Here is a 24,141-nt window from a genome sequence, read left to right as displayed (position 1 = left end):
GCTCAACTTGCATGTGTTAGGCACGCCGCCAGCGTTCATCCTGAGCCAGGATCAAACTCTCAAATAAAAGTTTATCAGGCTCAGATACTATTGTTATCTAAATATCTGGCTTTATGGTTTGTTTCTTAATATAAATTAACCTACTGTTTAATTTTCAATGTTCGTATTTTTTCTTGTTCCTTTTTTTCAAGGACAAGTAATACTATACCATCATTCAAACAGTAGGTCAATACTTTTTTTATTATTTTTTAGAAATTTTTTTCATATTCTTTTTTTAGCTTTTCTACGACCTTTTTTTCTAAGCGAGAAACAGTCATTTGAGATATATCTAATTCTTTAGCTATACTAGACTGGGTTTTATCGAAGAAAAATCTATCTTTAAATATTTTTACTTCTAACTCATTTAAAGTTTCAATAAACTTATTAATAAAATCTTCGTATTCTATACTTCCGAAATTACCTTCTTCTTTTCCTATTTTATCAATAAGAGTTATGTCTTTGTCTTCTGAATCATCATTACTTGATGAATCTAAAGACATAGGTTGATAACCATAAGATGCTTCCATAGCCTCTAGTACATCTTCTTCACTAACTCCTATATAGTCAGCGATATCTTTTACCTTTGGATGTTTTTTATTTTCTTGCTCTAGTTTAATTTTCGCATCACTTATCTTTTTGCTTAATTCTTGTATTCTTCTTGGTACTCTAAGTGTCCATACTTTATCTCTAAAATATTTTTTAATTTCTCCTACTATAGTTGGTGTTGCAAAACTGGAGAATTCAAATCCCTTTTCAACATCATATCTATCAATAGCATAAATTAATGCTAATGAAGCAACTTGATATATGTCTTCAAAATCAACACCCTTGTTTATATACTTTTTAGCTAACAACCTTGCTAAATATAGATGTCTTTCAATAAGAATATTCCTGATATCTACGTTTTTATTTGTATTATATAAATTAAATAGCTCTTTTGTATCCATATTTAGGTAATGTGTAGCATTAGCTACATTTTTCATTAAATATCAACTCCTAAATACTTAGTCATTTTTATTTTTGTTCCTTGATTACATTCTGATTCAATATCTACATCATCCATTAAAGTTTTAATTATAAATAATCCAAGACCACTTTCTTTTGGATTCTCTAAATCTGGTGTACTTATTGAGCTAACATCATATCCTTTTCCATTATCTTGAATCTCTATATTAATTGCATCGTCTAAAATATTAAATACTATATTGAATACATCATCATTACTATGTTTTATTGCATTGGTACATGCCTCTGATACTGCTACCTTTATATCTTCTATATCATCTATTGGAAACCCCATTTTATTTGCAATCCCAGACGCTGTTAATCTTATTATGCCTACATAATCTGGATTTGTAGTAATTTCCATCTTTATAGTTTCACAAGCCAAAATTTATCCCTCCACTTTAAATATTTTATCTAGACCTGTTATAGTAAAAATTTTCCTAACATTACTCTTAGGATTTACTATGTATATCTCTTTTTCATTTATTTTTAGTTTTTTTAAAACACCTATCATAGCTCCTAAACCTGTAGAATCTATATAATCTAAATCTTTAAGATTTATCTTTACATCCAACATGTTTCTTTCTATTAAACCATGTAAATGTTCTTTTAATTTATCTGCTGTAGAGACATCAAGTTCTCCATCAATACAAACATTCCAAAACTTATTTTGAGAATCTAAATTTGAATCTATATTCATAGACATGTAAAAACCTCCTATTTTCTCTTAATAATTTTAAATATATTACCTATACTCAATATCTTATTAATTACATAAACTATATCATCTATTCCCTTTGATATTGATGATGCATTTTCAACAATATCTTGTATATGTCTTTCATTGTAATCTACAATCTTATAAGCTTTTTCAACAACTTTATTTAAACTATTTAGAGTTTTAGCTAAATAAATTGCTACTATAAGAGCCGAACTACCTACTAACACTGCTCCTATTTGCCACCCCCATGCATTCATTAGTTAACATCTCCCTCGTCGTCAAAACTTTTACTTATTACTATATCTTCTTCTGAAATTTTTATATCTTCTTCATTATTATCATCATCTACTAAAGTTATTATTCTCTCTTTAACATCATTAAATGTTTCATGTAGAACTTCTTTTGGGTTTTCTTTCACTTTATCAAACTTATCTTTTGTCTCTTTTCTTAACTCAGAACCTTTTTTTGGTGCAAGAAACATACCAAATATAAAACCTAAAATGGCTCCTATTAATAAAAATCCACCTTTTTTACAACCTCTTTTATTACACATAACAACTACTCCTTTCAATTTTAAATTTTTATCTAAGTACATTATACAAAAAGAATAGGATATTTATCCTATTCTTCTTCAATATTTATTTTAGCAATCGAAACTACATTCACTTCTTCATTAGTCTTCATTAATTTAACACCACTTGTAACCCTTCCAAATAGTGAAATTTCATTAACTCTTATTCTAATAAGAACTCCATCAGAATTTATAATCATTATCTCATCATCTTCATTGACCATCTCTGCACCAACAATTGTACCAGTTTTTTCAGATATGTTATAAGTTTTAATTCCTTTTCCAGCTCTTATTTGGCTTCTATATTCTTCTATATTTGTTCTTTTACCAAAACCATTTCTACTGACAACTAATACATCTGTACCTTTACTACAAAGATTCATAGATACAACAAAGTCTTTTTTACTTAAAGTTATACCTTTTACACCCATTGCTGTTCTACCCATATATCTTATATCATTTTCATCAAACCTTATAGACATACCTTCATTAGTTACTAAAAGTACTTCCTGTTTTCCATCTGTTAGCTCTACTCCAATAAGTTCATCATCATCTCTTAAACCTATAGCAATAAGACCAGATTTGTTTATATTTTTAAACTCTTCTCGTTTAGTCTTTTTAACGATACCTTTTTTAGTTGTAAGTAATAAATATTCATTTTCATCATTACCATCTATAGGTATTAAAGTTGCAATCTTTTCGTCTGCTGACAATTGAAGTAAGTTTACTATAGCAGTACCTTTTGCTTGTCTCTTACCTTCAGGTATTTCATATGCATTTAATTTAAATACTCTACCCTTATTTGTAAAGAACAGTAATCTACTATGAGTAGTTGTAGTTATCAAATGTCTTACAAAGTCCTCTTCTCTAGTTGTAAGTGCTGAGATACCTCTTCCACCTCTTTTTTGGCTCTTATAAGTATCAGATGGAAGTCTTTTTATATATCCAAAGTGAGTAAGAGTTATGGCTATTTCCTCATCACTTATAAGATCTCTCATATCTATCTCGCCTTCAGCATGTCTTATTTCTGTTCTTCTTTCATCAGAATAATTTTCTTTTATTATTGTCATTTCATCTTTTATTACATTTAAAAGTAATCTTTCATCAGCCAAAATTTCTTTTAATCTATTTATTTTCTTTATTAAGTCTTCATACTCAGCTTCTATCTTATCTCTTTCTAGACCTGTAAGTCTTTGAAGTCTCATATCTAGTATAGCTTGAGCTTGAATCTCAGTTAGATTGAATTTTTCTACTAAACCTATCTTAGCTTCTTGGCCTGTTTTTGAAGCTCTTATCAAGCTTATAACAGCATCTATATTATCTAAAGCAATTTTTAATCCTTCTAAAATATGTGCTCTTGCTTCAGCTTTGTTTAATTCAAATTTAGTTCTTCTTGTAACAACATCTTCTTGATGTTTAATATAATGATATAGTATTTGCTTAAGATTTAAAACTCTTGGTTGACCATCTACAAGAGCAAGCATTATTATACTAAATGTATCTTCCATTTGAGAATGTTTATACAGATTATTTAATACTATATTAGCATTAGCATCTCTCTTTAATTCTATAACAATTCTCATACCATTTCTATTACTTTCGTCTCTTAAATCTGATATACCTTCTATTCTTTTTTCTTTAACTAACTCAGCTATTCTCTCAACTAATTTAGCTTTATTTACTTGATAAGGTATTTCTGTAACTATTATCTGTTGTTTTCCTTTTGGAAGTTCTTCTATAAAAGCTCTAGATCTAACCTTAACTTTACCTCTTCCAGTTCTATATGCCTCTGCTATATTCTCTTTTCCCATTATAATTGCAGCTGTAGGAAAATCTGGGCCTTGTATAAATTTTATTAAGTCCTCAACACTACAATCTGGATTGTCAATCAAATGTACAGTTGCATCAATTACTTCAGCTAAGTTATGTGGAGGTATTGAAGTTGCCATCCCAACAGCTATACCATTAGACCCATTCACTAATAGATTGGGATACCTTGCTGGTAGTACTGAAGGTTCTTTTAATGATTCATCAAAGTTTGGTTTAAAATCTACAGTTTCTTTTTCTATATCTCTTAATAATTCTAATGATAATTTACTCATCTTAGCTTCTGTATAACGCATTGCCGCTGGTGAGTCTCCATCAACAGAACCAAAGTTACCATGACCATCTACTAAAAGTGCTCTAGTTGAAAAGTCTTGAGCCATTCTAACCATTGCAAAATAAACAGCAGTATCTCCATGTGGATGGTACTTACCTAAAACGTCCCCAACAATACGGGCTGACTTTCTATATGGTTTATCTGGTGTTAAGTTTAATTCACTCATTGAGTATAGTATTCTTCTGTGAACTGGCTTTAGACCATCTCTAACATCAGGAAGAGCACGTCCAGCTATAACACTCATCGAATAATCGATATAAGATTTTTTCATTTCTTCCGCTATTTCAATAGGGAGTATTTTGTTATTTTCTTCCATGTATACTAATCCCCTCTCTCTATATATCTAAGTTTCTAACGAATCTTGCATTTTCTTCTATAAATTCTTTTCTTGGAGCAACCTTATCACCCATAAGCATTGAAAATACTTCATCTGCAATTGCAGCATCTTCTACAGTTACTTGCAATAAAGTTCTTGTATCAGGATTCATAGTGGTATCCCATAATTGTTCTGCATTCATCTCTCCAAGACCTTTATATCTTTGAAGTTCTGCACCATTTCTTCCAATTTCATCTAATAAAACATTTAATTCTTTATCTGAATAAACATAATGTTCCTTTTTTTGCTTTGTTACTTTATATAAAGGAGGTTGTGCTGCATAAACATACCCCTCATCTATAAGAGGTCTCATGTATCTAAAGAAGAATGTTAATAGTAAAGTTCTTATATGAGCTCCATCTACATCGGCATCGGTCATAATTATAATTTTATGATATCTAGCCTTATCTATATCAAAATCTTCTCCTATACCACAACCATAAGCTGTTATCATATTTTTTATTTCGTCTGAAGATAATATTCTATCTAGTCTTGATTTTTCGACATTAAGTATCTTACCTCTTAATGGAAGTATCGCTTGACTATTTCTATCTCTACCTTGTTTTGCGGAACCTCCCGCTGAATCTCCTTCGACTAAGAATATTTCACTTTTAGCAGGATCTTTTTCTGCACAATCTGCTAATTTTCCAGGTAAAGATGTGCTTTCTAAAACACTCTTTCTTCTTGTTAATTCTCTTGCTTTCTTTGCAGCTTCTCTAGCTCTTTGTGCTCTCAAAGCTTTATCAACTATTATTCTAGCTGTTGCTGGATTTTCCTCTAAGAAAGAGCCAAGTTCATCAACTGTTACACTATCAACTACACCTCTCATAAAACTATTACCTAGTTTTGTTTTAGTTTGTCCTTCAAATTGAGGCTCTGGTAATTTAACTGATACTACAGCTGTAAGTCCTTCTCTTATATCTTCACCTAATAAATTAACATCATTTTCTTTTAAGAATTTATTTCTCTTAGCATAATCATTTACAGTTTTAGTAAGAGCTGCTTTGAATCCACTTAAATGAGCTCCTCCTTCATGCGTATTTATATTATTTGCAAAAGAATATATGTTCTCTGTATAACCATCCGTATATTGCATAGCTAATTCGACAATACAATCATCAACTTTTTTATCTATATAAACTATGTCATCATGTATTCCAGTTCTAGATTTATTTAAATACTTAATATATTCTACTAGACCACCTGTATAGTGAAATTCTTTTCTTTTTTCTTGATTTTCTCTTTTATCTTCAAATACTATTTTTATTCCTTTATTCAAAAAAGAAAGTTCTCTAAGTCTATATTCTAATGTTTCATATTTAAACTCTATTTCATCAAATATAGTAGCATCAGGCATAAATTGAATTATTGTTCCTGTACTTTGAGATTCTCCAACTATCTCAATCTTAGATGTTGGTAGACCTTTTTCATATGTCTGCTTATATATTTTTCCATTTAAATAAACTTCTGCTATCATCCATTTTGATAATGCATTAACTACAGAAACACCAACTCCATGAAGACCTCCAGATACTTTATATCCTCCGCCTCCAAATTTTCCTCCTGCATGAAGATTAGTTAATACTGTTTCTAAAGTCGATTTTCCAGTCTTAGGATGTGTTTCGACTGGGATACCTCTTCCGTCATCTTTTACTAAAATACTGCCATCTTCATTAATAGATACATATATATTTGAACAATAGCCTTGTAAAGCCTCATCGATACTATTATCTACAACTTCATAAACTAAGTGGTGTAAACCTCTTGGGCTTGTACTACCAATATACATACCTGGTCTTTTTCTAACGGCCTCTAATCCCTCTAATACCTGTATCTGACTTGCACCGTATTCTTGTTTCATTTAATTTCCTCCATTCTCTATGCTAATAACATTGCCGTTTTCAATATTAAATATTGTAACATCCTTTTCATCAAATATTTTTTTATGTGAAATTTCAGCACTTGTTATAAACATTTGAACATTGCTTAAATTATTTACTAAAAGTTTTTGTCTTGCTTCATCTAACTCACTAAAAACATCATCTAAAATTAATACTGGATATTCTTCAACCTCATTTTTTATTAATTCTATCTCTGATAGCTTTAATGATATTGAAGCAGTTCTTTGTTGACCTTGTGAACCAAAAAGTCTTGCATCTAAATCATTTATGAATATATTTAAGTCATCTTTGTGTATACCATATCTAGTAGTTCTAGATTCTATATCATTAGGTCTATTTGATGACAACTTGGCTAAAAATTTATTATATACTGTTTCTATAGTATCTTCGTCAGTTATATTTATTTGAGTTTTATATTTGATTGATAATTTTTCAACTCCATTAGTCAAATTCATATGCATATGTTCAGATATATTAGCTATCTTTTTTATAAAGTCTCTGCGTAAAATATAAATATAACTTCCGTATTTTGCTAGTGTATCATCATATACATCTAATAAAGCTTCATCAACATGCATGCTTTTTAGAACTCTACTTCTTTGAGAAAGTATTTTATTGTAATTAGTAAGATAATTATAATATTTAGGAATAATTTGGCTAATCTCTTTATCTATGAAAGTCCTTCTCTCTTTAGGACCTTCTTTAACCAGTCTTAAATCTTCAGGTGAAAATATGACAACATTTAAGTTGCCAAGTAATTCCTGCATTTTTTGCAAAGGAACTTTATTTATTCGTATCCCCTTTTTATCTTTTCCAATAATTAGCTCTATTAGACTATATTTATTATATTTTGAAAAACTTCCTCCAACATATAAATTTTCACTATTAAATCTAACCATTTCTCTATCTTTGTTGGTTCTAAATGACTTGCCAAAAGAAAGCATATAAATAGATTCTACTATATTTGTCTTTCCTTGACCATTTTTTCCAACAAGAAGATTCACTTTACCATTAAATTCCAGATGCAACTTTTCATAATTTCTAAAATTAACAAGCTGCAAACTTTTAAGTTTCACAAAAAGTTCTCCTTTTTTACAATACTTTTATTTTAGTTCCTTCTATCTCAACTATATCTCCTGATTTTATCTTTTTCCCTCTTCTTAATTCTATTTCATCATTTACAGTCACTAAACCTTCTTGAATTAAAAATTTTGCATGACCCCCGGTTGATGCAATCTCTGCTAGTTTTAGGAATTGATCTAACTTTATATAGTCTGATTCTATAGTTATTTCAGTCATAAGAGTTCCTCCTTGCCATTATTTTAGGTAAATAGGTATTAATACACTAAAAGTATATTATACCATAAAAATACTTGCAAAAGGAGTTGCCTAAGATTAGAAAAATTTTTCTACAAAAGACAACTCCTTAATATCTACTATATATTAGATGATATTCTTACTGGAAGTAATAAGTAAATATAATTAATATCATCTGTTGGTTTAATTATACAAGGATTTACATTTGTAGTAAATTCTATAAATATTTCCTCATTATCTATATTTTTCAATCCTTCAATAAAGTATCGAGAGTTAAAAGCTATATCTAAATAATCTCCATCTAAATCTATTTCAACTTCTTCATAGACATTTCCTTTTTCTGTATTAGAAGTAATTGCCATTACTTTATCCCTTATAGATAATTTTATAAGGTTATTTTTTTCTGATTGAGACAATAAAGATGCTCTTTCTATACTATTTAAAAGTTCTTTAGTATTTAACTTTACTCTACTATTATGCTCTCTTGGCAATAATTTTTTATAATCAATAAAATCTCCTTCAAGTAATCTTGTAATAATTTTTGTATCATTAATTATAAAAATAGCATTTTTTTCGTTAAATCCAACTTTAACATTATCTTCTCCAGAAAGCAAGCTATTTACATCTATAAGTGTCTTTCCTGGAATTATTACTTTTATATTTTCAGTTAAACTATCAACTGAACAGCTTTTTACAGCTAATCTATAGCCATCAATTGCTACTAGATTTAAATTTTTATCTACAATTTCTAGAAGTTCTCCCATTAAAACAGGTTTTGTTTGGTCTTGTGAAATAGCAAATACAGTTTGTTTAATCATATTTTTTAGGAGTTCTTGAGGTATGCTGTATAAATCTTCTTCATTTAATTCTGGTAGTTTAGGAAATTCTTTAGCTGCATATCCTTTAATTTTAAATCTTGAATTTACACAATTTATGTAAATATTATTTTCTGAATCTGTTTCTATCTCAACAAAAGAATCTGGTAATTTTCTAATTATATCTCCAAATAATCTTGCATCTACAACAACATCACCTTTTTCTATAATCTCTGCTTGTACATAAGTTTCTATTCCTATCTCCGCATCATATCCAGTAAGTTTTAACTGGCCTTCTTCTGTAGATATAAGTATACCCTTTAATAGTTCTATAGTTGTTTTTCCATTAATAGCTTTTTGAGCAATCCCGATTCTATTTGCTAGGATTTTTTGATTACAAATTATTTTCAATGTGGATAACCTCCTCTGGCTTTTTATATAAAAAAATAAGTTAAAATCATAGTAGTAATAGTAGTAGGTGTTGTTGATAATGTTAATAAGTACATGTAACATTATAAATGCAAAGATATCAACATGTGTATAAGATGTTGATATCTTTGTTATTTTATACTTAATTATTTGTTAATAAATTTTAATATAAAAAAGTATAAACAAGTTATTCAATAGATATAAACAGACAATTGTGTATAAATTATCCCTTTAAATCTGATATAATTTTGTCTATTTTAGTCTTAATTTCTTCGCTTTCTTCTATGTCTCTAGATACTTTATCATGAGCATGAATTACTGTTGTATGATCTCTTCCTCCAAATTCTTCACCTATTTTAGGGAGAGACAAATCAGTAAGTTCGCGCGTTAAATACATAGCTATTTGTCTTGGAAAAGCTATTGAACGAGTTCTTTTTTTAGAATTAAAATCTTCCATTTTTAAATTGAATACAGAAGAAACTTTTTCTTTTATTCTAAGCACATTGATTTCTTCATTTTTAGAAGTTGTTATAATATCTTTTAAAGCTTCTGTAGCAAGATCAAAAGATATCACTCTATTACTAAGAGAAGAGTAAGCAACTACTCTAGTTAAGGCACCTTCTAGTTCTCTTATATTTGACTTAATATTTTTTGCTATATATGACATAACTTCGTTTGGCACTTCTATACGTTCTAGTTGAGCCTTTTTTCTAAGGATAGCAATCCTTGTTTCAAAGTCTGGTGCCTGAATATCAGTTATAAGTCCCATTTCAAATCTCGATCTTAATCTATCTTCTAGTGTAGGTATATCTTTTGGTGGTCTATCACTAGAGATAATTATTTGTTTATTTGCCTCATGAAGAGTATTAAATGTATGGAAAAACTCTTCTTGAGTTCTTTCCTTCCCAGCTATAAATTGAATATCATCAATTAATAAGACATCTACATTTCTATATTTATTTCTAAATTCTTCATTTTTATCATCTTTTATAGAGTTTATAAGTTCATTAGTAAATTTTTCTGAAGAAACATAAACAACTTTTGAATCTTTTTTTTGGCTGACAATATGATGTCCAATAGCGTGCATTAAATGAGTTTTACCTAAGCCAACCCCTCCATACAAAAAAAGTGGATTGTAAGCTTTAGCAGGAGATTCAGCAACTGCAACACATGCAGCATGAGCAAATCTATTGCTATTACCAATAACGAACGTATCAAATGTGTATTTTGGATTCAGGTTAGGGTAAAGTACTCTATAATTTAAATCTGCACTATCAGAATTTAGGTCAGCAACTTCTTTTTCGCTCAATACAAATTTAATATTATACTTTTTTAATGACAGTTGATTTATAGCATCTTCAATTAAATGCAAATATCTATTTTCTAGAATATCTTTATTAAAATCACTAGGAGCTAGTAGTATCAAGTCATTAAGATGTATTTTTAATGGTACGATGTTTTTAAAAAAGGTATTAAAACTTACTGAAGTTAAGTCACCTTTTATTAATTGTAGGGTTTTGTCCCATAAAGAAACTATATCCATAATATAAACCTCCGAACAGAATAATTAATATTTTCCACAAAGTTATTAACAGAAAAGCAAAAATATATATAAATTTTACAGAATAACTAAATTTATGGATAATGGTGTTGATAAATTAATAATAGTATAAATTATTAAAAAAATATGAAAAGATATAAACAATATGTAGATAAAGTTATAAATAACATAAACATACAATAAATGGTGATTATAACTAGAGTATTGTCAGTAATCTTAAAAGTTATACACAAAAGTATCCACAAGCTGTGAATAATTTTTAATAAGTTGATAACATTTATACACATTATCAACAAGTATATTTATAATATCAAAATATATGTCAAACTTCAATGATTTGTAACTAATTTATCCACAATATTAACTAATTGTTGATAAAAATATAAACATGTTAAATTTGCTTTATTTGTGTATATAATTGAAAAAAATAATTTAGAATAAAATTAAATAGATTTTTACTAGTATTTTCAATAAAAAAAATACATAATATATATATGGTAGATTTTGTGATGCAAGCATACCAAAAACTCGTTGACAACGATAGTAAAAGTATTTATAATTATATGTGTTATGTTTACTTTGAGGGTAAAGTTATTATTTTTATAAACGGAAAATGAAATCTGAAAGGCGGTGCAAAATAATGAGTAAAAGAACTTATCAACCAAAAAAGAGACAAAGAAGTAAAGAACATGGTTTCAGAAAAAGAATGAAGACGTCTAACGGAAGAAACGTGTTAAAAAGAAGAAGAGCTAAAGGAAGAAATAGATTAACTCATTAATTACAAAAGGGCCGCTGCAAAGGTGGCCTTTTTGTGTAAATAATTACAATGCATAGCTGTGTTTATGGAGGTTAACTATGGACTTTAATAGGACAAAGGGGTTAAAAAAAGACTCTGATTTTAGAAAAGTATATAAACACGGCAAATCTTTTGCAAACAGATATTTAGTAATATATATACTTAAAAATAAATCAGATTATAGTAGAATAGGTATTTCTGTTTCAAAGAAAGTAGGAAAAGCTATCACTAGAAATAGAGTAAGAAGATTAATAAAAGAAGTCTACAGATTAAATATTGATGAAAAAATTAAGCCTGGATATGATATAGTATTTATAGCAAGAGTATCTAGTAAAGATGCTAGTTTTAAAGAGATAGACAAGTCTATAAAAAATTTAGTTAAAAGAACGGATATTTCTCTTTAAATTATATGCTATAAATATGGAGGTTAATAATTTTGAATAAAATAATTTATATATTAAAGGAAATAAGTAGGTATTTATCGAATTTATGTATTTATTTAGTAAAATTTTATCAAAAGTATATATCTCCCTTAAAGGGACCTACTTGTAGATTCTATCCAACTTGCTCACAATATTCAATAGAGGCATTTAAAAAATATGGATTTGTAAAAGGTATGTACTTAACAATAAGAAGACTTCTAAAATGTCATCCTTTTCATCCAGGAGGTTACGACCCTCTAAAATAAAAGAGAGTAACTATTAGGAGGTATAAAAAAATTGAATATAATAGGAAATTTCTTAGGATTAATTCTTAAGGTAATATTTGAATTTGTTAACCACTATGGTATTTCTATAATAATTTTTACTATACTTGTAAAGATTATTTTACTACCATTAACAGTTAAACAGACTAAGTCAACAAAGGCAATGCAAGATATACAACCTCGTATAAAAGAGATACAAGAAAAATATAAAAATAAGCCAGAAAAACAAAATGAAGAAATTGTTAAGTTATATGGAGAAGCTAAAATTAATCCACTATCTGGTTGTTTACCTTTATTAATACAGTTTCCTATATTAATAGGATTATTTAGCGTTTTAAGAGAGCCAGTTGCTCATGGCGTTTTTGCAAATCAAGCTGCATTTATGGCAGCTGACAATGGGTTTTTATGGATAAAAAGTTTAACAGCACCAGATTATGTATTAGCAGTATTTTCAGGAGCAAGTGCATATGTAATGCAAAAGGTAATGACTCCAAAGGACCAACTACAAGGCTCTATGAAAGTAATGACATATGTAATGGCAGGGATGTCTTTCTATTGGGGATTTATATTCCCAGCAGGACTTACATTGTACTGGACAGTAAGTAACTTATTCTCAATAGCTCAGTATTACTTAATAATGAATCCTTTAAAAGCTAAGCTGGCTGCTAACTCTAAGGAGGAAAAAGTTAATGAGAAAAAGCCTAAAATTAATAAAAAGTAAAAGTAAAGAAGAAGCTATAAATAAGGCGATAGCAGATTTAAATTTAAAAGTAGAGGATATAGAGGTAGAAATACTAGAAAATCCAAGCAAGGGGTTTTTAGGTTTTATAGGTGCTAAAGATGGTACCTATGAAATTTTTGTTATTGAAAAGGAACTAGATGTAGCTAAAAATTTTATAGAGGTAATGTTGAAAAATGCAAATGTTGATGCCAAAGTCAATGTATCTCAAAAAGATAATTTAATCATGGTTGATATTGAAGGCAAAGAAGCTGCAAGTTTAATTGGTAGAAGAGGGGAAACTTTAGATTCTATTCAATTTTTAACTGGATTAGCTCTTAATAAAATAAATAAAGACTCTCATACAAGAGTACTTGTAGATATAGAAAACTATAGGTCAAAAAGAGAAGAATCTTTAATAAGATATGCTAATAAGGTTGCTAGAGAAGTAGCGAAAACAAGAAAAACTAAAAAATTAGATTATATGAATCCATATGAGAGAAGAATAATACATTCAGCCCTTCAAAATGACAAATATGTAATTACATATAGTGAAGGAACCGATCCATATAGAAGATTAGTAATTGAGTGTAAAAGATAAAATCAACCTCCTAAACATTAGGGGGTTTTATTTTTTAATCTTATTAAATCATTGTAATTGGTCAAAAATAAATCTATATGTAAAAATTATAAATTAAGAGGTGATAAATTTGTTTATAGATGATACAATAGCGGCTATAGCTACAGCACCTGGAGAAGGTGGTATAGGTATACTGAGAATAAGTGGAGAAAAAGCTTTAAAAGTTGCAGAAGAAATCTTTAAATCCATGTCAGGAAAGAGTATAAAAGATTATAATAAAAGAACATTAATATATGGAAATATTGTAGATAATGAAAATGCAATAGATGAAGTATTATTGGCATATATGAAGGGGCCCAATTCATACACAGGAGAAGATGTTATAGAAATAAATTGCCATGGTGGATTTATTTCAGTAAAGAAAATTTTAGAACTAATATTATCTAAAGATGTTAGATTGGCAGAAGCTGGGGAGTTTACTAAAAGAGCATTTTTAAACGGAAGAATAGATTTATCTCAAGCAGAAGCAGTAATAGATGTTATAAAGGCAAAAACTGATATAGCTCATGAAGTTGCTCAAAACCAGTTAGAGGGTTCTCTATCAAAGAAGATAAGAGACTTAAGAGATAAAGTTACTGAGATACTGGCACATGTAGAAGTTGCTATAGATTATCCTGAAGAAGATATTGAACATATAACATATCAAACGCTTAAGGATAAAACTGGTGAACTTAAAAAAGAAATTAAAAAATTATATGATACAGCTGAAAGTGGGAAAATACTTAGAGAAGGCTTGAAAACAGTAATTGTTGGGAAACCAAATGTAGGAAAATCTTCACTGCTTAACTCTATTTTGGGAGAAAATAGAGCTATAGTTACAGATATACCAGGAACTACTAGAGATGTTATAGAGGAATTTGTTAATATAAAAGGTATACCTCTTAAGATAGTTGATACAGCAGGTATAAGAGATACTGATGATATAGTTGAAAAAATAGGCGTTGAGAAATCTAAAGAATCATTTACAAGTGCTGATTTAATTATAATGGTTTTAGATGCATCAAGAAAGTTGTCAGAAGAAGATGTAGAAATATTAAAGAAGCTTAAAGATAAACAAACAATAGTACTATTAAATAAAAATGACTTAAAACAAGAGATTGAAGAAGAAAAAATACTTAAATATGTAGAAAATAATAGTATAATAAGAATATCAGCTTTACAGCAAGAAGGAATAGAAGCATTACAAGATAAGATAGAGTCTATGGTATATAAAGGAAGTATCAAAAACAATTCTAGGTTAATAGTAACTAATTCTAGACATAAGGATGCACTTGGTAAGGCATATAAGTCTGCAACAGATGCTTTAATTGCTCTAGAACAAAGTATGCCATTTGACTTTGTAGAAGTAGATTTAAAAAATATATGGGACTACCTTGGATATATTAATGGAGATACAGTAACAGAAGATTTATTAGATAATATATTCCACAACTTCTGTATAGGAAAATAGGATGTAAAACACAAAAGGAAAGAAGATATAGAAGTAATAAATTTCATTTTTTATTGTAGAAATTATAGATATTTTATAGTGTTTCTCATGAAACATTAATATTAAAAAGAAAGGAATTATAAATGATAAAGTTTGAAGCAGGAAAATATGATGTTATAGTAGTTGGGGCAGGTCACGCGGGATGTGAAGCTGCTTTAGCTACGGCAAGAATGGGATATAAAACTTTGATAATAACAATGTCTTTAGATTCTATTGCATTAATGCCTTGCAATCCATCAATTGGTGGAACGGGTAAAGGTCAGTTAGTAAAAGAGATAGATGCTTTAGGTGGTCAAATGGGACTAAATATAGACAAGACATATATACAAAGTAGAATGTTAAATACTGCTAAAGGACCAGCAGTTCATTCCTTGAGAGCCCAAGCAGATAAATTTAAATACCATGAAGAAATGAAAAAAACATTAGAAAATGAGCCAAACCTCGATATAGCTATGGATGAAGTTGTAGAAATATTACATGAAGGAAATGTTGTAATAGGTGTTGGAACTAAGCTAGGATGTTCATTTAAATCTAAAGCTGTAATATTAGCTACTGGAGTTTATTTAAATTCAAAAATATATATGGGTGAGGTGGCATTTTACGAAGGTCCTAATGCATTAGGATATGCAAAATACCTTACAGATAGTTTAGTTGAATTAGGTCTTAGAATGAGAAGATTTAAAACAGGAACACCAGCAAGAGTCCATAGAGATAGTATAGATTTCTCTGTAATGTCTCTACAAGAAGGTGACGAAAAAGTAACTCCTTTCTCATTTATGAATGAAAACATAGAGAAAGAGCAAGAACCTTGTTATTTAACAAGAACCACTGAAGATACTCAAAGAGTTATACTAGATAATTTAAAAAGGTCTGCCATGTATAGTGGAGTTATAGAAAGTACTGGGCCAAGATATTGTCCTTCTATAGAAGATAAAGTAGTAAGATTTAGTGATAAAACTTCACATCAATTGTTTATAGAGCCAGAGGGTTTGAATACTAAAGAAATGTATATTCAAGGGATATCAACTAGTTTACCTTTTGAAGTTCAACTAGATATGTATAAAACTATAAAGGGGCTTGAAAACTGTAAGATAATGAGACCTGCATATGCTATAGAATATGATTGTGTTGACCCAACACAATTAAAAATAAGTTTAGAAATAAAAGGTGTTGAAAACTTATTTAGTGCAGGGCAATTTAATGGAACTTCTGGATATGAAGAAGCAGCAGCTCAAGGGCTTATGGCGGGTATAAATGCTGTTAGAAAGATAGAAGGAAAAGAACCTTTTGTATTAGATCGTTCAGAAGCATATATAGGTGTATTATTAGATGACCTTGTTACTAAAGGAACTAATGAACCTTATAGAATGATGACATCAAGAGCAGAATATAGATTGTATTTAAGACAAGATAATGCGGATATGAGATTAACTCAAAAGGGTTATGAATTAGGCTTAGTTAAAAAAGATAGATATGAAAGATTCATAAATAAGAAGAATGCTGTTGAAAAAGAATTTGAAAGATTAAAGAGCGAAAGAGTTACACCAAAGGAAGTAAATAATTTACTAGAAGAAAAAGGTGCAACGCCAATAAAAGTTGGAATATCACTGTATGAGTTTTTAAAAAGACCAGAAGTATCCTATGAATTGCTTGAAGAAATAGGAAAAGATGCTGGTGAAGATGTTTCAAGAGAAGTTAAAGAACAATGCGTAATAATGACTAAGTATGAAGGTTATATAGACAAGCAATTAAAACAGATAGACCAATTTAAAAAGCTTGAGAATAAAAAATTAGATGAAAAAATAAATTATTCATCAATAGAAGGACTTAGATTAGAAGCAAGACAAAAATTAGATGATATAAAACCTATTTCAATAGGTCAAGCATCTCGTATATCAGGTGTTTCTCCAGCTGATATATCAGTGTTACTTATACACCTAGAACAAGTTAGAAGAACTAGAGGTGGAAAAAGTGAATAATATAGAACTTCTAGAAAATGGAATTAAAAATTTTAATATAGATACAAATGATGATATGTTACAAAAATTTAAAACTTATAGAGATATATTAGTTGATTGGAATCAAAAAATGAACCTTACAGGAATAGAGGATGAAAAAGAAGTATATATAAAACACTTTTTAGACTCTATTTCAGCTGTAAAAAATGAATATATAAAAAATGGTATGTCCATAATAGATGTTGGTACAGGTGCTGGTTTTCCAGGTATACCACTAAAAATATGTTTAGAGGAGTTAGAGTTAACCTTATTGGACTCTTTAAATAAAAGAATAAGCTTTCTAGAAGAAGTTGCTAGAGCATTAGAACTAGAGGGTATTAAATTTATACATGGAAGAGCTGAAGATTTTGGAAAAGATGAAAAGTACAGGGAAAAGTATGATATTGCTACAGCAAGAGCTGTAGCTGGATTACCAATTCTTATGGAATTTTGTGTACCATTTGTAAAAGTAGGAGGATATTTTATTTGTTTAAAAGGTCCAAATGCTAATCTAGAATTAGAGGAATCAAAAAAGGCTATAGATACTTTAGGATTAGAGTTTATTGAAAAAATAGATGTAGAATTACCAGAAATAGATTTAAATCATAATATATTAGTTTTTAAAAAGATACATGAAACACCAGTTAAATACCCTAGAAAAGCTGGTAAGCCAGCTAAAAATCCTATTAAATAATCAAGATATTAATTAGTAGGCAACCTTAATCATTTCTCAGGAAATAATTAAGGTTGCCTCAAAACAAACAAAAATAAAGGAATTATTAAAGTAGATGCAGAAATAAAATTGTATGTACATATAGAGAACAAAAATATTTATATCTAAAATAAGAGAGGTATGTTATGGAAGATAAAAGAGTTATGGAGATACCTATAGAAGATATAGTTCCAAATCCATACCAACCAAGAAAAATATTTTCACAAGTTTCATTGGAGGAATTGAGCAATTCTATAAAGGTATATGGTATAATTCAACCTATAACAGTTAGAGCAAAAGATGGTAAATATGAACTAATTGCTGGAGAAAGAAGATTAAGAGCAGCTAAGTTAGCAGAGCTTAAAACTGTACCAGCAATTATAAATAATATGAACGATGAATCTTCTGCTGTTCTAGCGTTATTAGAAAATTTGCAACGAGAAGACTTAAATTTTATTGAAGAAGCAATTGGCTATGAAAACTTAATAAAAGAGCATGCTTTTACTCAACAGCAATTAGCAGAAAAATTAGGTAAAAATCAATCTACTGTAGCAAACAAGCTTAGAATATTAAAGCTTCCAAACGATATAAAAATGAAGCTAATAGAGAATAATTTAACAGAAAGACATGCTAGGGCATTTCTTAAATTACCAAGTGAAGATTTAATGAAAAGTGTACTAGAAAAGGTCATAAAGAATGAATTGACTGTTAAAAAAACAGAAAAACTGATACAAGATATACTAGAAGAAATTGAAATTCAAGAAGAGCCTGATAAAAAACAGAATATAAAGGGTGCTATGAGTATAAGAATTTACATAAATACTATAAAGCAAGCCTTTGATGCTATATCAAATACAGGAATTGATGCTAAGTATAATGAAATAGATAAGGGAGATTATATGGAAGTTGTTGTAAAAATCCCTAAAAAATAGAGATTACTGCTTACCAGTAATCTTTTTTTTTAAAACAAGCCTTGTAATATAAATTGATTTATAGACATTATTTATAATTATAAAAGCAACTAGTCAATATTTAAAATTAATTTGATTCTTAAAGGGGGGAACATCATGGGCAAAGTTATAGCTATATTTAATCAAAAGGGCGGAGTCGGAAAAACTACAACAAATGTAAATTTAAGTGCCAGTTTAGGAACCTTAGGAAAAAAGATATTAGTATTAGATTTGGACCCTCAAGGAAATACAACTAGTGGATATGGTATTGATAAAAATGAAGTAGAAAATACAATCTATGAGATTATGTTAGATGGTTTGCATATTAAAGAAGCAATAATAAAAACAGAGTTTGAAAATGTAGATGTAGTTCCATCAGCTACGGAACTAGCAGGTGCAGAGATAGAGCTTGCATCTATAAATAATAGAGAGTATATTTTAAAAAATTCCATAAAAGTAGTAAAGGATGAATACGACTATATATTTTTGGATTGCCCACCTTCACTTGGAATGCTTACAATAAATTGTCTAACGGCTGTAGATAGTGTTTTAATTCCTATACAATGTGAATATTATGCCTTAGAAGGTGTAAGTCAATTAATGGAGACTATAAAATTAGTAAAATCAAGATTAAATACAGATATAGAAATTCAAGGTGTTGTTTTGAGTATGTTTGATGGAAGAGCCAATCTATCAATACAAGTTGTTGAAGAAGTTAAAAAGTACTTTAAAGGTAGTGTATACACTACTCTAATTCCAAGAAATGTAAGACTTGCAGAAGCTCCTAGTCATGGTAAACCAGCAATTTATTATGATAAAAGATGTAGGGGGTCTGTAGCTTATTTGGAACTAGCAGAAGAATTTATAGATTTAGAAGAGGAGGAGTGGTAGTATGGAGAATAAGTCTAAAAGAAGTAATAGATTGGGTCGAGGTCTTAGTGCATTGATACCAGAAATTAAAGGAGAAACTTCAGATAAAGAAATAGTTAATATAGATATAGACAAAATATATCCAAACGAAGTTCAGCCAAGAAAGCAATTTGATGAAGAAAAAATAAAAGTATTATCTGAGTCTATAAAAAATTATGGTGTACTACAACCAATAGTAGTTAAAAGAGATGAAAATAATAAGTACATGATAATAGCTGGTGAAAGAAGATTTAGAGCATCAAAACTTGCAAATAAAAGTCAAATACCTGCTATAATTAAAGATATAGAGATGAAAGACATAATGGAGATAGCTTTAATTGAAAACTTACAGAGAGAAGATTTAAATTCAATAGAAGAAGCACTAGCATATAAAAGTTTAATTGAGCATTATAATGTAACTCAAGAAGAAATATCAGAAGCTGTCGGTAAAAGTAGACCTCATATAACTAACACTTTGAGACTTTTAAATCTAGGACAAGATGTTATAGACATGATAGATAGTGGTAAAATCACAGCAGGTCATGGAAAGGCTCTATTAAGGATTGTAGATAAAAAATTACAACTACAAATTGCAAAAAAGATAGAAGAGGAAGAACTTTCTGTAAGAGAAGTTGAAAATATTGCAAAAAAAATATCTGAAAATAAAGAAGAAGATATGCCAAAGAAGTCTAAGCCTAAAGATGTATTTATTTTAGATGTAGAAGATAAACTTAGAAATATTTTTGGAACTAAAGTAAATATTTCCAAAGGTAAGAAAAAAGGTAAAATAGAGATAGAATACTATAATGATGATGATTTAAACAGTATTGTATCAATGCTTCTTGAATAACACACAAATATAAAATAGAGAGGACGATGAATATGATTTATCTAGACAATGCTGCAACTACATATCCAAAACCAGAAAGAGTTTATGATGCTGTTTTAGATTGTATGAAAAACTATTGTGCAAATCCAGGAAGAGCAGGGCATAAGCTTGCTATGCGAGCTGCTAGAGAAATTTATGATACAAGAGAAAATATAGCTAAGTTATTTAATGTAAGTAATCCTATGAATATAGTATTTACGTCTAATGCAACAGACTCTTTGAATTTAGCAATAAAAGGTGTATTACAAAAAGGAGATCATGTAATAACAACATCTATGGAACATAATTCAGTAATAAGACCTATAAAAGCTCTTGAGAAAAAAGGGGTTGAAAATACTGTAGTAAAATGTGATGATGAAGGTTTTTTAGATTATGAAGAGTTAGAAAAATCAATAAAGGATAACACTAAGCTGATTGTAACTACACATGCATCTAATGTATGTGGAACATTGATAGATATAAAAAAAGTTGGAGAAATAGCTAAGAAACATAATATAATATTCTTGGTAGATGCATCACAAACAGCAGGTGTTTATGATATAGATGTGAAGAAATATAATATAGATATGTTGGCTATGCCAGGTCATAAATGTTTATTTGGACCTCAAGGAACAGGTATCTTATATGTAAGAGAAGGCCTAAATTTGAATATATTAAAAGAGGGTGGAACAGGTAGTAAATCAGAAGAAATGGTTCAACCAGAACTGTTCCCAGATAAATACGAGTCAGGAACTCATAATACTCCAGGTATAGCAGGGCTTAACCAAGGTGTATTATTTATCTTTGAAAGAGGAATCAACAATATAAGACAACATGAAGAAGAATTATGTCAATATATGCTAAATAAGTTAGAAGAAGTATCAGATATAAAGATATATGGACCAAAAGACAGTAAAAAAAGAGCCTCAGTAATAGCTATAAATATAGGAAACATGGATTCTGGAGAGGTTACTTTCTTATTAGATAGTGAATATAATATAGCAACTAGATCAGGAATACATTGTTCTCCATTAGCTCATACTACTTTAGGTACGTTAAAACAAGGTGCGGTAAGATTCAGTATAGGATATTTTAATACGAAAGATGAGATAGATAAAGCAATAGATGCCTTGAAGAAAATTTCAAAAAATAAATAGTATAAATTACAACATAAAAATAGTGTCAACTTTATAGATAGTTGACACTATTTTTGTAGCTTAATATAATTTAAAAACTTACTTTAAATAATCTCCATCTTCAAGAACTATATGACCACTTTCATAGTTAGCGCCATCAACAGTAAGCTTTATTTGTTCAACATTCATGTTTTTTATGTAAGTACGTGCAACTGAATCAAGCATTAAAGTTTCTGCATCACTACCTAAGTTTGATTTTGTAAAATCAGAGTTAACATCTAATATACCAGTTTTTACACCATCAATATCTTTTGTAGTAAATGAATTTAGTTTTGCAGATTCTGGAATTACTTTAAGCTTTTGTAGCTCAGCAAATAAAGTGTTTTCATCAATTTTTTCTAAATCAACCTTATTCTCAATTAAATCTGTTTTGTCTACATCAAAAGAATAAATAACAGCAGACTCCGTCTTTTTTTCTTCCTTTGGAGCTGATGTAGACTTTTTATTAGGAACTTCTTTTTCATCATTATTTTCTTTATTGTTTTCTTCCTTTGGTTGCTCAACATTTGTATTATTTTTAGTTTCTTTTTTAGTTGCTTCATTTTGAGCATTGCTACATCCAACTGCCAATATAGATATAGATAATATACTTAACACTAACATTATTTTCTTGTTTTTCATAAAAATTACTCCTCTCAAGATACTATTCTTATATATAATTATAATCGTTATGACTGAATATATGAATACAAAATAGTAACAAATTTAAAAAATGATTTATTTAAGTTAATTAAATACAAAATAAACTAAATATTAGTCATTTTTATGGGAAATCATTTAATGTATAGAGAAAATATTGTAAAATAAAAGTAGTGTTTTTAAAATAAATATAAGTTATAATTATATTATAAAAAAATGTCTTCAAAAGGTGGGAATAGTATGGAAATTTTGAGCTTAGGAGAAAAGATTAAGAAATTAAGAAAAGAAAAAAATATGACATTAAAAGAGTTAGCTGGAGATAGAATAACAGCAGCACAAATAAGCCATATAGAGAGAGATAAATCTCATACTAGTTATGAACTGTTGGAATATCTAGGTGATAAGTTAGATGTAAGCGTGGAATATTTATTAGAAACAAAAGAAATGCAGTCAAAAAAGATAACAGATAATTTAATACTGCAAAGTGAAATTTATATAAAAGAGAATGAGTTAAACAAGGCTGAGGACCAAATAAAAGAAGTTTTAGATATATGTAAGAGATACGATTTAATGGAGAACTATGGCAGATGCAATTTTCTTATGGCTAACATTAACTTAAAAAAATCTAATTACAATAATGCTATAGAAAACTTTGAAAAGGCTTTATTTTTCTTTATAAAAAACAATGATAGTGAAAACATACTAAAGTGCTATTTAAACATAGGAAAGATATATATGCAAGAAGACTTTTATAAAGGTGCGATAAGTCACTTTAATTTTGCAGAGGAAATTTTGTCAGAGAATAAGTTTGAGGATATTAACGTATATAAGGAATTATATAGTAAGATGGCATATTGTTATATAAAATTAGATAATCCAAATATGTCATTAAAGTACATAGATAAAATAAATGAAATAGATAATAAAAATGATAGAAAAGAAGATGTCGATATTTTGGTGTTAAAAGCAAACAACATGCTTGAGATTGGCAAATATGAGGAATCAAAAGAGTATTTTAAAAAAGCACTAAAAATACTTGAAAATGAAGATAATAAAACTGGAATAGCAAATGTATACTTAACAATTTGTGATGTTTATAGAAAAATAGGTGAGACAGATAGAGTTCTTGAATATTCTCAAAAAGTGTACAACATAAAGAAAAATGATGAAGACGAATATATGATGTCAGGTTTATTCAAGATAATAGAAGCGTACATAGATAAAGAAGATTATGATTTAGCTAGAAAATATTGTAAAATAGCTTTAGCATCATCAATAAAAAATAAAAATAAGTTTAATGAGTATAAGGCATTAAAATTCTATTCTAATATGTATAAGAATCAAAATGAAATTACTCTTGCTATTGAGTATTTAATTAAATGTATAAAAATAGTATCAGACTTAGGTAATAATAAGATATTAGCAAACTTGTACATAGACTTAGGTCAATTATATTCAAGCATATCAAAAGAGAAAGAATTAGAGTACTACCAAAAGGGAGTATTTATGTATAAAAATTTAGAGATAATGTAAGTATAATAAACCTATAATAGTATAGAAACAATCTATAACAAGCAAGATAATATCTATGATAAAATATAAATTGTATGAATAATTTTAAGGAG

Annotated in this window: 25 protein-coding genes and 1 rRNA gene; 13 read left to right on the top strand and 13 right to left on the bottom strand. The window is 28.5% G+C overall.

Features of this window, described 5'->3' with window-relative positions:
* The 12 genes from IR151_RS16600 to dnaA all read right to left on the bottom strand — a co-directional run.
* A 16S ribosomal RNA gene (locus IR151_RS16600) occupies positions 1 to 67 on the bottom strand; the annotation flags it as partial.
* 181 nt (positions 68 to 248) lie between these two features.
* Positions 249 to 1,022, bottom strand: coding sequence for a SigB/SigF/SigG family RNA polymerase sigma factor (locus IR151_RS16595; RefSeq protein WP_227436593.1), 774 nt, complete (start codon positions 1,020 to 1,022; stop codon positions 249 to 251).
* Positions 1,022 to 1,429: an ATP-binding protein gene (locus IR151_RS16590; protein ID WP_227436592.1), complete on the bottom strand. Its 408-nt coding sequence runs from the start codon at positions 1,427 to 1,429 to the stop codon at positions 1,022 to 1,024. Before IR151_RS16590 ends, IR151_RS16595 begins: the two co-directional genes overlap by 1 nt.
* A 3-nt stretch (positions 1,430 to 1,432) precedes the next feature.
* A complete protein-coding gene (locus IR151_RS16585; protein WP_227436590.1) occupies positions 1,433 to 1,750 on the bottom strand; it encodes an STAS domain-containing protein in 318 nt (105 codons plus the stop codon).
* A gap of 11 nt (positions 1,751 to 1,761) precedes the next feature.
* On the bottom strand, positions 1,762 to 2,022 hold the full coding sequence (locus IR151_RS16580) for a hypothetical protein (protein WP_054272124.1): 261 nt from the start codon (positions 2,020 to 2,022) through the stop codon (positions 1,762 to 1,764).
* Positions 2,022 to 2,318: a YtxH domain-containing protein gene (locus IR151_RS16575; RefSeq protein WP_227436588.1), complete on the bottom strand. Its 297-nt coding sequence runs from the start codon at positions 2,316 to 2,318 to the stop codon at positions 2,022 to 2,024. The genes IR151_RS16580 and IR151_RS16575 overlap by 1 nt, the downstream gene beginning before the upstream one ends.
* A 68-nt stretch (positions 2,319 to 2,386) precedes the next feature.
* On the bottom strand, positions 2,387 to 4,813 hold the full coding sequence (gene gyrA / locus IR151_RS16570; protein WP_227436586.1) for a DNA gyrase subunit A: 2,427 nt from the start codon (positions 4,811 to 4,813) through the stop codon (positions 2,387 to 2,389).
* 19 nt (positions 4,814 to 4,832) lie between these two features.
* Entirely contained in the window at positions 4,833 to 6,734 is a 1,902-nt protein-coding gene (gene gyrB, locus IR151_RS16565; protein ID WP_227436584.1) for a DNA topoisomerase (ATP-hydrolyzing) subunit B, read from the bottom strand.
* Positions 6,735 to 7,850 carry a DNA replication/repair protein RecF gene (gene recF, locus IR151_RS16560; protein ID WP_227436582.1) on the bottom strand — a complete coding sequence of 372 codons (1,116 nt, stop codon included), beginning with the start codon at positions 7,848 to 7,850 and terminating at the stop codon, positions 6,735 to 6,737.
* Positions 7,851 to 7,866: 16 nt separating this feature from the next.
* Positions 7,867 to 8,073 (bottom strand): S4 domain-containing protein YaaA, encoded by a 207-nt coding sequence (yaaA, locus tag IR151_RS16555; protein ID WP_227436580.1) that lies wholly within the window; start codon positions 8,071 to 8,073, stop codon positions 7,867 to 7,869.
* Positions 8,074 to 8,210: 137 nt separating this feature from the next.
* Positions 8,211 to 9,317, bottom strand: coding sequence for a DNA polymerase III subunit beta (gene dnaN, locus IR151_RS16550; protein ID WP_227436578.1), 1,107 nt, complete (start codon positions 9,315 to 9,317; stop codon positions 8,211 to 8,213).
* Positions 9,318 to 9,558: 241 nt separating this feature from the next.
* Complete coding sequence (gene dnaA / locus IR151_RS16545; protein WP_255613010.1) at positions 9,559 to 10,878, bottom strand: chromosomal replication initiator protein DnaA; 1,320 nt, start codon at positions 10,876 to 10,878, stop codon at positions 9,559 to 9,561.
* A 658-nt stretch (positions 10,879 to 11,536) separates the two neighbouring features.
* Here dnaA and rpmH point away from each other — a divergent pair.
* The 12 genes from rpmH to IR151_RS16485 all read left to right on the top strand — a co-directional run bounded on the left by rpmH (position 11,537) and on the right by IR151_RS16485 (position 21,838).
* A complete protein-coding gene (rpmH, locus tag IR151_RS16540; RefSeq protein WP_003420485.1) occupies positions 11,537 to 11,674 on the top strand; it encodes a 50S ribosomal protein L34 in 138 nt (45 codons plus the stop codon).
* A gap of 77 nt (positions 11,675 to 11,751) precedes the next feature.
* Complete coding sequence (gene rnpA / locus IR151_RS16535) at positions 11,752 to 12,096, top strand: ribonuclease P protein component (RefSeq protein ID WP_227436576.1); 345 nt, start codon at positions 11,752 to 11,754, stop codon at positions 12,094 to 12,096.
* Positions 12,097 to 12,128: 32 nt separating this feature from the next.
* Positions 12,129 to 12,380 carry a membrane protein insertion efficiency factor YidD gene (gene yidD, locus IR151_RS16530; protein WP_227436574.1) on the top strand — a complete coding sequence of 84 codons (252 nt, stop codon included), beginning with the start codon at positions 12,129 to 12,131 and terminating at the stop codon, positions 12,378 to 12,380.
* A gap of 31 nt (positions 12,381 to 12,411) precedes the next feature.
* A complete protein-coding gene (locus tag IR151_RS16525) occupies positions 12,412 to 13,119 on the top strand; it encodes a YidC/Oxa1 family membrane protein insertase (RefSeq protein WP_227436572.1) in 708 nt (235 codons plus the stop codon).
* A complete protein-coding gene (gene jag, locus IR151_RS16520) occupies positions 13,088 to 13,717 on the top strand; it encodes an RNA-binding cell elongation regulator Jag/EloR (protein WP_227436570.1) in 630 nt (209 codons plus the stop codon). The genes IR151_RS16525 and jag overlap by 32 nt, the downstream gene beginning before the upstream one ends.
* A 109-nt stretch (positions 13,718 to 13,826) precedes the next feature.
* A complete protein-coding gene (gene mnmE, locus IR151_RS16515; RefSeq protein WP_227436568.1) occupies positions 13,827 to 15,206 on the top strand; it encodes a tRNA uridine-5-carboxymethylaminomethyl(34) synthesis GTPase MnmE in 1,380 nt (459 codons plus the stop codon).
* Between the two features lie 122 nt (positions 15,207 to 15,328).
* On the top strand, positions 15,329 to 17,224 hold the full coding sequence (gene mnmG, locus IR151_RS16510; protein WP_227436566.1) for a tRNA uridine-5-carboxymethylaminomethyl(34) synthesis enzyme MnmG: 1,896 nt from the start codon (positions 15,329 to 15,331) through the stop codon (positions 17,222 to 17,224).
* Positions 17,217 to 17,936 (top strand): 16S rRNA (guanine(527)-N(7))-methyltransferase RsmG, encoded by a 720-nt coding sequence (gene rsmG / locus IR151_RS16505; RefSeq protein ID WP_227436564.1) that lies wholly within the window; start codon positions 17,217 to 17,219, stop codon positions 17,934 to 17,936. The genes mnmG and rsmG overlap by 8 nt, the downstream gene beginning before the upstream one ends.
* 164 nt (positions 17,937 to 18,100) lie before the next feature.
* The gene (noc, locus tag IR151_RS16500; protein WP_227436562.1) at positions 18,101 to 18,886 is read left to right on the top strand and encodes a nucleoid occlusion protein; all 786 of its coding nucleotides are present in this window, start codon (positions 18,101 to 18,103) and stop codon (positions 18,884 to 18,886) included.
* Positions 18,887 to 19,021: 135 nt separating this feature from the next.
* Positions 19,022 to 19,795, top strand: a complete 774-nt coding sequence (locus IR151_RS16495) for a ParA family protein (RefSeq protein ID WP_227436560.1) — start codon at positions 19,022 to 19,024, stop codon at positions 19,793 to 19,795.
* A gap of 1 nt (position 19,796) precedes the next feature.
* Complete coding sequence (locus tag IR151_RS16490; protein ID WP_227436557.1) at positions 19,797 to 20,663, top strand: ParB/RepB/Spo0J family partition protein; 867 nt, start codon at positions 19,797 to 19,799, stop codon at positions 20,661 to 20,663.
* 32 nt (positions 20,664 to 20,695) lie between these two features.
* Positions 20,696 to 21,838 carry an aminotransferase class V-fold PLP-dependent enzyme gene (locus IR151_RS16485; RefSeq protein ID WP_227436556.1) on the top strand — a complete coding sequence of 381 codons (1,143 nt, stop codon included), beginning with the start codon at positions 20,696 to 20,698 and terminating at the stop codon, positions 21,836 to 21,838.
* A gap of 78 nt (positions 21,839 to 21,916) precedes the next feature.
* Here IR151_RS16485 and IR151_RS16480 read toward each other — a convergent pair whose 3' ends face one another.
* Positions 21,917 to 22,498: a GerMN domain-containing protein gene (locus IR151_RS16480; protein WP_227436554.1), complete on the bottom strand. Its 582-nt coding sequence runs from the start codon at positions 22,496 to 22,498 to the stop codon at positions 21,917 to 21,919.
* 258 nt (positions 22,499 to 22,756) lie between these two features.
* Between IR151_RS16480 and rstA the strand changes: the two genes are divergently transcribed.
* Complete coding sequence (rstA, locus tag IR151_RS16475; protein WP_227436552.1) at positions 22,757 to 24,049, top strand: toxin production/motility transcriptional repressor RstA; 1,293 nt, start codon at positions 22,757 to 22,759, stop codon at positions 24,047 to 24,049.
* Positions 24,050 to 24,141: the final 92 nt, after the last annotated feature.

This window comes from Clostridioides sp. ES-S-0006-03 (assembly GCF_020662275.1).
Lineage (GTDB): Bacteria > Bacillota > Clostridia > Peptostreptococcales > Peptostreptococcaceae > Clostridioides.
The sequence above is the reverse complement of the archived record's forward strand: the minus strand, read 5'-3'. Positions and strand labels throughout refer to the sequence as shown.

Coding starts and splice junctions, on each gene's coding strand:
- IR151_RS16595 (WP_227436593.1), bottom strand. CDS start 1,022: ATGAAAAATGTAGCTAATGCTACACATTACCTAAATATGGATACAAAA.
- IR151_RS16585 (WP_227436590.1), bottom strand. CDS start 1,750: ATGTCTATGAATATAGATTCAAATTTAGATTCTCAAAATAAGTTTTGG.
- IR151_RS16580 (WP_054272124.1), bottom strand. CDS start 2,022: ATGAATGCATGGGGGTGGCAAATAGGAGCAGTGTTAGTAGGTAGTTCG.
- IR151_RS16575 (WP_227436588.1), bottom strand. CDS start 2,318: ATGTGTAATAAAAGAGGTTGTAAAAAAGGTGGATTTTTATTAATAGGA.
- gyrA (WP_227436586.1), bottom strand. CDS start 4,813: ATGGAAGAAAATAACAAAATACTCCCTATTGAAATAGCGGAAGAAATG.
- gyrB (WP_227436584.1), bottom strand. CDS start 6,734: ATGAAACAAGAATACGGTGCAAGTCAGATACAGGTATTAGAGGGATTA.
- yaaA (WP_227436580.1), bottom strand. CDS start 8,073: ATGACTGAAATAACTATAGAATCAGACTATATAAAGTTAGATCAATTC.
- dnaA (WP_255613010.1), bottom strand. CDS start 10,878: ATGGATATAGTTTCTTTATGGGACAAAACCCTACAATTAATAAAAGGT.
- rpmH (WP_003420485.1), top strand. CDS start 11,537: ATGAGTAAAAGAACTTATCAACCAAAAAAGAGACAAAGAAGTAAAGAA.
- rnpA (WP_227436576.1), top strand. CDS start 11,752: ATGGACTTTAATAGGACAAAGGGGTTAAAAAAAGACTCTGATTTTAGA.
- jag (WP_227436570.1), top strand. CDS start 13,088: ATGAGAAAAAGCCTAAAATTAATAAAAAGTAAAAGTAAAGAAGAAGCT.
- mnmG (WP_227436566.1), top strand. CDS start 15,329: ATGATAAAGTTTGAAGCAGGAAAATATGATGTTATAGTAGTTGGGGCA.
- noc (WP_227436562.1), top strand. CDS start 18,101: ATGGAAGATAAAAGAGTTATGGAGATACCTATAGAAGATATAGTTCCA.
- IR151_RS16495 (WP_227436560.1), top strand. CDS start 19,022: ATGGGCAAAGTTATAGCTATATTTAATCAAAAGGGCGGAGTCGGAAAA.
- IR151_RS16490 (WP_227436557.1), top strand. CDS start 19,797: ATGGAGAATAAGTCTAAAAGAAGTAATAGATTGGGTCGAGGTCTTAGT.
- IR151_RS16485 (WP_227436556.1), top strand. CDS start 20,696: ATGATTTATCTAGACAATGCTGCAACTACATATCCAAAACCAGAAAGA.
- IR151_RS16480 (WP_227436554.1), bottom strand. CDS start 22,498: ATGAAAAACAAGAAAATAATGTTAGTGTTAAGTATATTATCTATATCT.
- rstA (WP_227436552.1), top strand. CDS start 22,757: ATGGAAATTTTGAGCTTAGGAGAAAAGATTAAGAAATTAAGAAAAGAA.